Below are 11,133 nucleotides of genomic sequence, written 5' to 3'. Positions count from 1 at the left end.
GCCCACCCCCCAGCCGACCGCGCCGAGCACCAGGGCGAGCAGGAAGAAGCCGAACCCGCCGACCGCGGCGGCGATGGCGAGCAGCAGGCCGACGAGAAGTCCGACGACGGAGGTGGGCACGAGAGGCTCCAGGGGTGTGGGGAAGGTCAGGACCGGTCGCCCGCGGGGAGGGCGGGCTGGGCGTCGCGGCGGGCCTGCTCGTCGTCGGCGACGTCCTCGACGACGACGTGGACGGGAAGCCCGGCCACGCCGACGTGGTCGGGCAGGCCCGCGACCGCCGTGATGACGGCGGCGGAGGTGTGGGTGACCGGCGTCCACAGCGCGGCGACGACGTGCACCTCGACCTCCTCGCCGGTGAGGCGGACGCCGTTGACGCGCCGCCCGGGAAGGTAGGTCCCGACCTCGCCGAGCGCCCCCGCGTGCAGCGACACGACGCCCGGCGCGGCCAGGACGGCGTCCCGCACGAGCTCGGCCGGGTCGGGCTCAACTGGGTCAGGCTCGACCGGGTCGGGGTCCGCCGCGGGCGGGCTGCTCACTGGACCCGCGAGGGGCGCTGCTCCGGCTCGGGCTCCTCGTCGGCGTCGTCGTCGGGCAGGTGCACGTCGGTGACGTCGATGTTCACCTCGGTGACCGACAGCCCCGTCATCCGCTCGACGGAGGTGATGACGTTGCGCCGCACCCCGCTCGCGAGGTCGGCGATGGACACGCCGTACTCGGCCACGAGGGAGATGTCGACCGCGGCCTCGCGCTCGCCGACCTCGACGGTGACGCCCTGGCTCTGGTTGGTGCGTCCGCCCGGGATGCGCTCGCGCAGGGAGCCGATGGCCCGCGCGGCACCGCCGCCGACGGCGTGGACACCCGTGACCTCGCGGGTGGCGACACCGGCGATCTTCGAGACGACGCCGTCGGCGATCGAGGTGCGGCCCTGGCTCGTCACGAGGGCGCTGCTCGAGCTGTCGGTGCCCGAGGTCGCCCCCGCGTTCGAGCCTGTGCTGCTGGAAGTCTTGTCGGCCATGGTGGCGTCCTCTCCACAGATCTCGTCGGTGCCCGGCATCGGGCGCCTTCGGAGGGTAGGACGTGCCCTCGGGGACCGCGACCCAAGATCAGCGCCGGCCTGGGGCGGCCCCGGCCCGCGCTCTCACCCGCCCCGGCGCCGGCGCACGCGCACCGGCCCGCGGGCGGTGGAGGGGTCGACGACGACGCCGCCCTGCGTCATCTCCACCTCGCCGGCGGCGAGACGCCGTGCGGCGGAACGGCTCGCCTCCATGAGGTCGCGCCAGTCCTCGCCGCCGACGAGCCGGGCGGCCTCGGAGGGGCAGATGCTCGCCCCGACGGCCCGCGCGGAGAGCAGCTGACGCACCGCGGCCTCGAGCTCGGCGTCGACCGGGCGCAGGCCCCGGCGACGGCAGGCGTCCGAGCAGGACCGGACGGCGTCCCAGTCCCGCTCCCAGGCCTTGCGCCAGGTGATGGTGCGCCCGCACACCGCGCAGGGCTTGGTGGGCAGGGCGTCTCGGGCCGAGCCCCGCCCGGTGCGGCTGCCGCTCCGTGCCCTGGCCACGCTGCTCAGCACCTGCCCGTCATCGGTCCCGCCCGGGCGCCGAGCGCACCCAGGCCGAGAACGAGCGCACCGATCCCGAGCCGGGACGGCGCAGCCACGGCCACGGGTGCAGGGCGGCGACGTCGAGCCGGTCGGCGCGCCGGCGCCAGCCGGGCGGGAAGGTCCAGGTGGTCGCGAGCCGCCGTCCGGCGAGCTCGGCTACCGGGTCGCCGAGGCGGACCTCCGCGCCGAGCTCGGCGAGGGTCTCGACGAGGAAGACCAGGCGCTTGCCCGACAGCCGCAGCCGGGCAAGCAGCGGCTCGTCGAGGACGAAGACGGCCGGCAGGTCGGGGTGGGCCGCGAGCGCGGGGTCGCTGGTGCCGAGCGACTCGGCCGTCAGCCAGACCGCCTCTGGCTCACCGGTGATCTCCGGACGGCGCGGGCCGGCGTCGGTCGGGCCGCCGCCGAGGCCGGGCGGGCCGTCGGGGCGGCGACCGCTCTGGGCCTCGGGCCAGTCCTGCACGGGGCAGGCGTCCCGCAGCGCGCAGGTGCCGCACAGCCCCGGCGCGCGCTTCTCGACCTGCCAACGGCTGAAGCCGTAGACCTTCCCGGTGGCGGTGCCGGCGGTCCACTGCCAGCCGAGGCCGTTGGCCGCGGGCGAGCCGTCGAGCAGGTGGCGGTACATGGCGTCGCGGCCCTCGCGCCAGTCGGCGCCCGCACGCACCGCCCACTGCGAGGCCATCCACATCCGCGTCTGGTTGACGAGCCAGCCCTGCTCGTGGAGCTCGCCCGTCGTCGCGGCCATGCACGCCATCTGCTGCGGCCACGGCTCGTCGCGCCACGCGGGCGCGCCGGGGGCCGGCACGGGCGCGCCGGCGCGCAGCGGCTCGCGCAGGCCGCGCCCGACGCGGGCGTAGAGGTGACGGGCGTACTCCTGCCACTGCAGCTCGTCGCGGAAGCGCTGCCGGTCCTTGGCGGGGGCGTCGGCGGCGGCGTCCCAGACCTCGGGGAGGGTGAGCAGGCCGTGCCGCAGGTAGGGGCTCAGCCGGCTGGCACCGCGCCGGTGCTCGGGGGCGACGGTGCTGCGCGAGCGGGCGTACCCGGCCAGGTCGAGCGAGGCCAGGGCGGCGTCAGCCGCCGCCTGCCCACCGCGGAACGACGACGTCCCGTACGCCGCGGGCTCGTCGCACGTCAGGTACGCGCAGTGCTCGGCGACCCAGGCCACGACGCCGTCGCGGTCGGTCGGGGGGCTGAGCAGGAGCGGCACCGGCTGATCCTCGCCCGGGCCGCGGGGCGCAGCGACCCAGGAGCACGAGCCGGGCAGGTGGCCGGCCACCTACGGGTGGCTCCCCCGACGACGGCACCGGTCGGCGGTGGCTGAGCATGGTGGCGTGAGCACGTACCTCGTCCCCGGCGCACGAGGCAGGACGCCCGAGCCCGCCCCCGACGCCCCGCTCGTCGCGGCGGTCGAGCAGCTGGAGGCGGGCGGGCGCACCCACCCGGACCGGGACTGGTGGCGCACCGCCGTCGTCTACCAGGTGGTGCTGCGAGCCTTCGCCGACGGCGACGGCGATGGCGTGGGCGACGTCGCCGGGCTGCGGGCGCGCCTGCCGTACCTGGCCGCCCTCGGCGTCGACGCCGTCTGGGTCAACCCCTGGTACGTCTCCCCCATGGTCGACGCCGGCTACGACGTCACCGACTACCGGGCGCTGGACCCGCGGTACGGGACGCTCGCCGACGCCGAGGCCCTCGTCGCCGAGGCCCACGACCTCGGGCTGCGCGTGCTGCTCGACGTCGTCCCCAACCACACCTCCGACGCCCACCCGTGGTTCCAGGCCGCGCTGGGCGGTGACGCCGACGCGCGCGCCCGCTACCTCTTCCGCCCCGGCCGCGGCCAGGGCGGCGAGGAGCCGCCGAACGACTGGGAGAGCTGCTTCCGCGGCCCCGCGTGGACGCGCACGACGCGGCGCGACGCCGGCCACGAGGGCGAGCCCGGCGACTGGTACCTGCACATGTTCGCGCCCGAGCAGCCCGACCTGGACTGGTCGAACCGCGAGGTGCACGCCGAGCTGCTCGACGTCCTGCGCTTCTGGTTCGACCGCGGCGTCGACGGCTTCCGGGTCGACGTCGCGCACGGCCTCGTCAAGGCGCCGGGCCTGCCCGACGCCGAGGGCCGGGACCGGCGGACGCAGGAGCACCCCGGCTGGGACCAGGACGGCGTCCACGACGTCTACCGGCAGTGGCGGGCCCTGGCGGACTCCTACGACCCGCCGCGGGTCTTCGTCGCCGAGGCGTGGGCCGCCCGCCGGGCCGAGCGGCTGCCCCTGTACCTGCGCCCGGACGAGCTGCACACCGCCTTCGAGTTCGAGCCGCTGCACGTGGCGTGGCGGGCGCGGCCGTGGCGCGACGTCGTCGACCGTTCCCTCACGCTGGCCGCCGTCTCGGGGGCGCCGTGCGCGTGGGCGCTCACCAACCACGACGTCGTCCGGCAGGTGACCCGGTACGCGCGCAGCCAGCCGCCGGAGAAGGGGACCAACGAGACCGAGCGGGCGCGCTGGCCCACCGAGGAGCCCGACCTGCACCTCGGCCGCCGGCGGGCCCGCGCCGCCGCCGTGCTCGCGGCGGCGCTGCCCGGCGTGCTGTACCTCTACCTCGGCGAGGAGCTGGGCCTGGAGGAGGTCGAGGACGTCCCTGCGGCCCTGCGCACCGACCCGATCTTCTCCCGCAGCGGCGGCACCGACCCCGGCCGCGACGGCAGCCGCGTCCCGCTCCCCTGGTCCGGCGACGCAGCGCCCTTCGGCTTCTCCCCGGCGTCCCGGGCGGACGGGAGCCCGAGCGCTCCGCCGTACCTGCCGCAGCCGGCGCGCTGGGCGAGCCTGACCGCCGAGCGCCAGCAGGGCGACCCGACGTCGACGCTCGAGCTCTACCGGCGGGTGCTGGCGCTGCGGCGCGAGCACCTGGCGGACGCCGGGCCGCTCACCTGGCTCGACGCGCCGGAGCACGCGCTGGCGCTCGCCCGCGAGGGCTCCGACGTGCAGTGCTGGGTGGCCTTCGACGGGCCCGTCGACCTGCCGGCCGGTGCGCAGGTGCTCGTCGCGTCCACGGCCGTGGACGGCAGACGGCTGCCTGCGGACGCCGCGGCGTGGGTGCGGGTTCCCGCGAAGACCTGACACGGGTGCGCGCGTGCCCGCGCCCGGGTCAGGTCCGGCGTGCCCGCTTGAGCTCGTACATCGTCGCGTCTGCGGCGAGCAGGAGCCCCCGCACGTGCGCCGGCCGCTCGGCCCAGGCGGCGCCGGCGCTGGCGCTGGGGTGCACCTCGACCCCGTCCCCCACCGTCACCGGCGGCTCGACGTCGCGCGCGAGGCGGGCCGCGACGGCCCGCGCCCCCTCCTCGTCGGGCACCCCGAGGACCACCGCCACGAACTCGTCCCCGCCCGTGCGGGCCAGCAGCGCGCCCGGGGGCAGGGCCGAGCGCAGCCGCCCGGCGGTGGCCACGAGGACGGCGTCGCCCGCGGCGTGCCCGTGCTCGTCGTTGACGGGCTTGAAGCCGTCGAGGTCGAGCACCACGGCCGCCACGCCGCCGCACCCCTGCGCCGACGCGAGCCCGGCGAGGTGCCGCTCGAGCCCCCGCCGTCCCAGGACCCCCGTCAGCGGGTCGTGGTCGACGGCGTGGACGAGCGCGGCGTCACGCTCGGCGCGCTCGTGCTCCGCGGCGGCGTCCGCCGCGCCGCGCTGGCGGGCCAGGACGACGAGGTTGGCGCACGTGGCGAGCGCGACGAGCAGGCCGGTGCCGGCGACCACCGCGCTGGTGGCCGGGTCGACGAGCGAGCCGACCAGACCGGTGGCCACGAGGGCCTGCGAGAGCGGGACGAGGACCACGCCGAGCACCGCGGCCGTGCAGAGCGACGGTCGCCGGTCCCACTGGGCGTGCACGGCGACGACCAGCAGGCAGGCAGCGGGCACGAGCACCGCGAGGCCAGAGCTCACGGCGGCCGCGGACGTGACCAGGCACCCGAGCACCTGGCGGGCGGTGGAGCGCCGGTCCATCGCCGGTCCGCCGAGGAGCCGCTGGACATCGTCCAGGCGCAGCAGGACGACGACGCTCCAGGCGAGGAGCTGAGGCCCGAGCGGCAGGGGGCGGACGCCGACGAGCAGCTGCGCCAGGGCGTTGAGCAGCACGACGCCGACGACGACGAGCAGGACCGCGAGGACGGCGTGCCAGCCCGTCCGGAGCACGGCCCGGTCGCGGCGTCCACCTCGCAGGGACGCCTCCACGAGCGCCTCGCCGTGCCCGCCCGGCGCCCGGGGGGCGCCTGCAGGCGCAGATGTCTCCTCGACGACGGGTCCCCCGAACCGCACGGGAGGAGCGTAGGGGCGACGGCCCTCCTGGTGCGGCGAGCGGCACCGTCCTGCGGCCGCCGGACCGCACCTGCCCGACGCCGCCGGCCGGCACCCGCCCTGCGCCGCCGGCGCAGGTGCGCGGCGGCGCGCCCGCCCCCGACGATGGGCCCATGGACGACACGGTGCTGGATGACGACGCGGGGCCCATGGTCGACGTGCTCGTGGTGGGGGGCGGGCCCGCGGGGACGGCCGCGGCCCTGCGGGCTGCCTCCCTGGGCGCCAGCACCGTGCTGGTCGAGGCCCGGCGCACCGGCGGGACGTGCGTCAACAGCGGCTGCGTCCCCACGCGGGCGCTGGCGCGGACGGCCAGGCTCGTCCGGGAGGTGCGGACGGCCGCCGACTACGGCCTCGTCGTCACCGAGCAGCCCGTGGACTGGGCGCGGACGGTCGCGCGGGTGCGCTCGCGGGTCGAGGCGGTGCAGGCCGCCAAGGCCGAGCCGGAGGCGCTCGCGGCCGCCGGCGTCGAGCTGGTCCTGGAGGGCCGGGCCCGCTTCGTCGGCCCGCACGAGGTCGTCTGCGAGGGCACCGGACGACGCATCAGGGCCCGGTCCGTGGTCCTCGCCGTCGGCGGGCGCTCGGCCCGCCTGCCCGTGCCGGGCGCCGAGCTGGCCGTGCTGCCCGAGGAGGTGCTCGACCTGCCGGCGGTCCCGCGGCGCCTCGCCGTCGTCGGTGCCGGCAACACCGGCGCCCAGCTCGTCACCGTCTTCCGCGCCCTGGGCAGCGAGGTCACCCTGCTGGAGGTGGCGCCGCGGATCCTCGCCCAGACCGACGCCGACGTCTCCGCGGCCGTCGAGGCGGCCTTCGTCGAGCAGGGCGTCGACGTGCGCACGGGCGTCGCCGCGGTGCGCTCCCTCGAGCGCGACGGCGAGGGGGTGCGGCTCTCGTGGACGGACGGGGTGCCCGACGGCGCACCCGAGGGCCAGGAGGGTGCCGAGCGCTCGGAGGTCTTCGACGTCGTCGTCACGAGCACGGGATGGCCCGCGGCGCTCGACGGTCTCGACCTGGACGCGGCGGGTGTCGAGCACACCGCCAAGGGCGTCCCGGTCGACGAGCACCTGCGGACCAACGTCGCGCACGTCTTCGCGGCCGGGGACGTCAACCAGGAGTCGATGCTCGTGCAGGCGGCCCACCGCGAGGCCGAGGACGCCGCCGTCAACGCCGTGCTCGGCCCGCGCCGCAGCCGCCGGCACGAGCTGCTGCCGGCGGGCGGGTTCACCGACCCCGACTACGCCGACGTGGGCCTCACGGAGGCGCAGGCCCGCGAGCGCGACCCCGGTGCCGTCGTCGCCCTCGTGCCCTTCGCCCAGATGGAGCGGCCGGTCATCGACGACCGGGCCGCCGGCTTCCTCAAGCTCGTGGCCGACTCCCGCCGCGACCAGCTGCTCGGCGCGCACGCCGTCGGCGAGAGCGCCGTCGAGGTCGTCCAGGCGGTGACGACGGCGATGGCCGCCGGCGTCGACGTCGCCACGCTCGCCCGGGTGGAGTACGCCTACCCCACCTACACCGCCATCGTCGGCGCCGCCGCGCGCCGGCTGCTGACCTCCGCCCCCACCGGGTACGAGCACGCCGACCAGGTCGGCTGAGCCGGCTCGGGCGGACGACGGGCGCGCCGCCCCAGGAGTCTCGGACGGAGCAGCGTCGCGGGTGCCGGGGGTGGGCGCCTCAACGACGCCCGGAGCCCTGCCGATGCGTCAGGACCGGCGCGCAGACCGCACGCCCCCGGCGGAGGGCAGACCATGGCGCGCACGGCGCTCACCCTCCCCACCGGTGCGGCCCTCGCGCGGACGGGCGCCTTCGCCGTCGCCACCGGCGCCGCCGTGGTCGTCGGGCAGCTGACGACCATGGCGGGCACGGACCTGTCGCTGGCCTGGCCCGCCGCAGGTGTCGTCGCGCTCTGGTTCTGCGTCCAGCGCGGCGCCCGCACCCTGGCCGTCGACGTCGTCGCCCTGGCCGTCTCCGTGGCCGCCGCGTGGACCGCGCTGGGGGCGTCGCCGACCTTCGCCGCGGTGTTCGTCGCCGCGAGCCTGGCCCAGGTCGCCGTCGTGCAGCTGGTCCTAGGCCGGTGGGTGCCCCACGTCTGGGGCGCGGGCGGCACGCAGCCGCTGGCGGGGACGTCGTCCCTCGCCAGCGTGCTCACGGCGGCCGTCCTCGGCAGCGCCGCGGCCGCGGCGGTCGGCCTCGCCGGCCTCGTGGCCGCCGGCCAGCCGTGGACGTGGGTCCAGCTCGCCATCTGGCTCGTCCGCAGCTCGGTGAGCATCCTGCTGGTCCTCGGGCTGGGGCTGCGGGTCGGGTACCTCGTCAGCTCGGCGCTGCGCCGCCGCGCCGCCGCGGCCGCCGGCGGCGCGTCCCCCGTCGTGCTGCCGATGCGCCGGCCCCGCCCGGCGGAGGCCGCGGAGCTCTTCCTCCTCGCCGCGGCGTCGGTCGGCGCCTACGTCCTCATCTTCCTGGTGCTGCCGAACCTGCCGGTCGCCTTCCCCCTGCTCGTGCTCACCGTCTGGGCGGCGCTGCGGTTCGACACCTCGGTCGTCGTCGTCCACAGCCAGGTCGTCGGGGTCCTCGCGGTGCTCCTCACGCTCGAGGGCGCCGGGCCCTTCGCCGGGATCACCGACGTCACCGTGCGGTGCCTCGTCGTCCAGGTCTTCGTCGGGGTCGCCAGCCTCCTCGGGCTCGTGCTGGCCCTCGGCCGGGACGAGCGCCACCTCCTCCTGCGGCAGGTCCGCGAGCACGCCCGCGAGGCCGAGCAGCGCGCCGAGCACGTGCAGGTGCTCGCCCAGGCCTCGCGCACCCTGCACAGCTCCGACGACGTCCGCGCCGACATCTGCCGGGCGGCCCAGCACATCGCCGGCGCCGACCTCGCCCAGCTCTTCGAGCCGGACGACGCGGGCGACCTGGTGGCCACCGCCGTCGCCGGCCACGGCGCCGTCGTGCGCCGCCTGGCCCGGGGCGAGGGCCCCTCGCTGACCGTGGAGGTCATGCGCACCCGCCGCGCCAGGTTCGTCGGCGACGTCGACCGGTGCGAGGAGGTGGCGCCGGCGGTGCGCCGGCTGCCCGGGTGCGCCGCAGGGGTGTGGCAGCCGGTGCCGGGCCGCGGCGAGGCCTGCCTCGGCGTCCTCGTCCTGATGTGGCACCACCCGGTCGAGCGGCTGCCCGAGCACGTCCTGCCGATGGTCGAGACGCTGGCGAGCGAGGCCGGCTCCTGCCTCGAGCGCGAGGACCTGCTGCGTCGGCTCGCCGAGGCCGCCGACCGCGACCAGCTCACGGGACTGGCCAACCGGCGCTGCTGGGACGTGCGCGCCGAGGCCGAGGTCGGGCGGGCCCGGCGCACGGGCGAGCCGCTGACGGTGGCGATCGTCGACCTCGACCACTTCAAGGGCTACAACGACACCTTCGGCCACCTGGCCGGCGACCGGCTGCTGCGCGCCTTCGCCCAGGAGGCGCAGGGTCTGCTGCGCGAGGTCGACGTGCTGGCCCGCTGGGGCGGTGAGGAGTTCGCGCTCGCGCTCCCGGGATGCCGGGGCCCGGAGGCCGTATCGGTGCTGCGGCGCCTGCACGAGGCCGTGCCGGACGGGCAGTCCTGCACCGTCGGCGTCGCCCAGTGGGAGCCGGGCGAGAGCGTCGCCGCGGTGATGGAGCGGGCCGACCGGGCGCTCTACGAGGGCAAGGAGGCGGGCCGGGACCGCACCGTCCTGGCGCCCGCCCCCAGCGCGGCGCGTGCGGGGGCCGGCGGGAGCGGCGACGTGCTCCTGCCGCGGCAGGCGGCCAGGGGCGAGCTCACCCCCCGGCGCTGAGCCGCCGCCCGTGCGGCAGGCTCGCCCGATGAGCACAGAGGCGCGGGTGCAGCACGTCACGGGGCCGGGATGGGTCGCCGACGCCATCTTCTGGCACGTCTACCCCCTCGGCGCGGTCGGCGCCGAGGCCACCGGCGACCCCGACGGGCCTGTGGTGCACCGCCTCCCGCAGCTCACGGCCTGGCTGGACCACGCCGTGGCGCTCGGGGCCAACGGGCTGCTGCTCGGCCCGGTCTTCGCCTCCCAGACCCACGGCTACGACACCGTCGACCACCTGCGTGTCGACCCCCGGCTGGGGGACGACGGCGACCTGGACGACCTGCTCGCCGCGGCCACCGCCGCGGGCGTCCGGGTGCTGCTCGACGGCGTCTTCAACCACGTGGGGCGCGACCACCCCGCCTTCGCGGCCGTGCTGGCGCAGGGCCCCTCGGCGCCGACCGCCGGGTGGTTCCGGCTGCGCTGGCCGGGCGGGGCGGACGCCTGGGAGCCGGGCACCGAGCCCGAGTACGACGACTTCGAGGGCCACCACCACCTCGTCGCGCTCGACCACACCAACCCCGACGTCGTCGAGCACGTCGCGCACGTCATGACCCACTGGCTGGACCGCGGCGCGGCCGGCTGGCGCCTGGACGCCGCCTACGCCGTCCCGACGGGCTTCTGGGCGCAGGTCGCCGACCGGGTGCGCGCCGCGCACCCCGACGCCTACCTGCTCGGCGAGGTCATCCACGGCGACTACGCCGGCGTCGTCCGCGACGGGCACCTCGACGCCGTCACCCAGTACGAGCTGTGGAAGGCGGTGTGGTCCAGCCTCAACGAGGGCAACTTCTGGGAGCTGGCGCACAGCCTGGGCCGGCACGCCGAGTTCCTCGACGCCTTCACGCCGCAGACCTTCGTCGGCAACCACGACGTCACCCGCATCGCCAGCCGGCTGGAGGACGAGCGGCACCTCGCGCACGCGGTGGCGCTCCTGGCCACGACGGGCGGGACGCCGTCGGTCTACTACGGCGACGAGCACGGCTTCCGCGGGGTCAAGGAGGACCGCGAGGGCGGCGACGACGCCGTCCGGCCCGCGCTGCCGGCCGGGCCGCAGGACCTCTCGCCGCTCGGCCAGCCCGTCATGGACCTGCACACCGAGCTGCTGGGTCTGCGCCGGCGCCACCGGTGGCTGCACACGGCCCGGCCGTCGGTGCTCTCGGTCACCGACCGGCGGGTCGTCGTCGCCTCCGTCGGCGAGGGGGGCGAGCGCCTGCTGCTGGCGATGTCGCTGGAGGAGGAGGACGTCGAGCTGGATGCCCCGGGCGCCACCGAGGTCCTCGCGGGCCCGGGCCACCTGGACGGCGACGTCGTCCGGCTGCCGCCGCACGGCTGGGCGGTGCTCGCCGGCTGACCCCGGCCCCGGCCCCCTTC

General features: G+C 77.4%; 9 protein-coding genes. 4 read left to right on the top strand and 5 right to left on the bottom strand.

Annotated elements, in window-relative coordinates:
* Positions 1–146: 146 nt before the first annotated feature.
* The 4 genes from WDV86_RS09615 to WDV86_RS09600 form a co-directional block, all read right to left on the bottom strand.
* On the bottom strand, positions 147–464 hold the full coding sequence (locus WDV86_RS09615) for a hypothetical protein (RefSeq protein WP_445263016.1): 318 nt from the start codon (positions 462–464) through the stop codon (positions 147–149).
* 68 nt (positions 465–532) lie between these two features.
* Complete coding sequence (locus WDV86_RS09610) at positions 533–1,015, bottom strand: Asp23/Gls24 family envelope stress response protein (RefSeq protein WP_339567401.1); 483 nt, start codon at positions 1,013–1,015, stop codon at positions 533–535.
* 123 nt (positions 1,016–1,138) lie between these two features.
* A complete protein-coding gene (locus WDV86_RS09605) occupies positions 1,139–1,504 on the bottom strand; it encodes a DUF3253 domain-containing protein (protein WP_445263015.1) in 366 nt (121 codons plus the stop codon).
* Between the two features lie 73 nt (positions 1,505–1,577).
* On the bottom strand, positions 1,578–2,804 hold the full coding sequence (locus WDV86_RS09600; protein WP_339567399.1) for an FAD-binding domain-containing protein: 1,227 nt from the start codon (positions 2,802–2,804) through the stop codon (positions 1,578–1,580).
* A gap of 208 nt (positions 2,805–3,012) precedes the next feature.
* On the opposite strand from WDV86_RS09600, the gene WDV86_RS09595 reads away from it, so the two are divergent.
* On the top strand, positions 3,013–4,707 hold the full coding sequence (locus WDV86_RS09595) for an alpha-amylase family glycosyl hydrolase (RefSeq protein WP_445263014.1): 1,695 nt from the start codon (positions 3,013–3,015) through the stop codon (positions 4,705–4,707).
* A 28-nt stretch (positions 4,708–4,735) separates the two neighbouring features.
* On the opposite strand, the gene WDV86_RS09590 is transcribed toward WDV86_RS09595, so the two are convergent.
* Positions 4,736–5,896, bottom strand: a complete 1,161-nt coding sequence (locus WDV86_RS09590) for a GGDEF domain-containing protein (RefSeq protein WP_339567397.1) — start codon at positions 5,894–5,896, stop codon at positions 4,736–4,738.
* A gap of 152 nt (positions 5,897–6,048) precedes the next feature.
* Between WDV86_RS09590 and WDV86_RS09585 the strand changes: the two genes are divergently transcribed.
* The 3 genes from WDV86_RS09585 to WDV86_RS09575 all read left to right on the top strand — a co-directional run bounded on the left by WDV86_RS09585 (position 6,049) and on the right by WDV86_RS09575 (position 11,113).
* Entirely contained in the window at positions 6,049–7,521 is a 1,473-nt protein-coding gene (locus tag WDV86_RS09585; RefSeq protein ID WP_339567396.1) for a dihydrolipoyl dehydrogenase family protein, read from the top strand.
* 153 nt (positions 7,522–7,674) lie between these two features.
* The gene (locus WDV86_RS09580; protein WP_339567395.1) at positions 7,675–9,726 is read left to right on the top strand and encodes a GGDEF domain-containing protein; all 2,052 of its coding nucleotides are present in this window, start codon (positions 7,675–7,677) and stop codon (positions 9,724–9,726) included.
* A gap of 28 nt (positions 9,727–9,754) precedes the next feature.
* Positions 9,755–11,113: an alpha-amylase family glycosyl hydrolase gene (locus WDV86_RS09575; RefSeq protein ID WP_339567394.1), complete on the top strand. Its 1,359-nt coding sequence runs from the start codon at positions 9,755–9,757 to the stop codon at positions 11,111–11,113.
* Positions 11,114–11,133 lie beyond the last annotated feature (20 nt).

This window comes from Pseudokineococcus sp. 1T1Z-3, assembly GCF_037482365.1.
GTDB lineage: Bacteria > Actinomycetota > Actinomycetes > Actinomycetales > Quadrisphaeraceae > Pseudokineococcus.
The sequence above is the reverse complement of the archived record's forward strand: the minus strand, read 5'-3'. Positions and strand labels throughout refer to the sequence as shown.

What these genes read in the sequence shown, in the direction of transcription:
- WDV86_RS09575 (WP_339567394.1), top strand. Translation starts at nt 9,755, where the DNA reads ATGAGCACAGAGGCGCGGGTGCAGCACGTCACGGGGCCGGGATGGGTC.
- WDV86_RS09580 (WP_339567395.1), top strand. Translation starts at nt 7,675, where the DNA reads ATGGCGCGCACGGCGCTCACCCTCCCCACCGGTGCGGCCCTCGCGCGG.
- WDV86_RS09610 (WP_339567401.1), bottom strand. Translation starts at nt 1,015, where the DNA reads ATGGCCGACAAGACTTCCAGCAGCACAGGCTCGAACGCGGGGGCGACC.
- WDV86_RS09585 (WP_339567396.1), top strand. Translation starts at nt 6,049, where the DNA reads ATGGACGACACGGTGCTGGATGACGACGCGGGGCCCATGGTCGACGTG.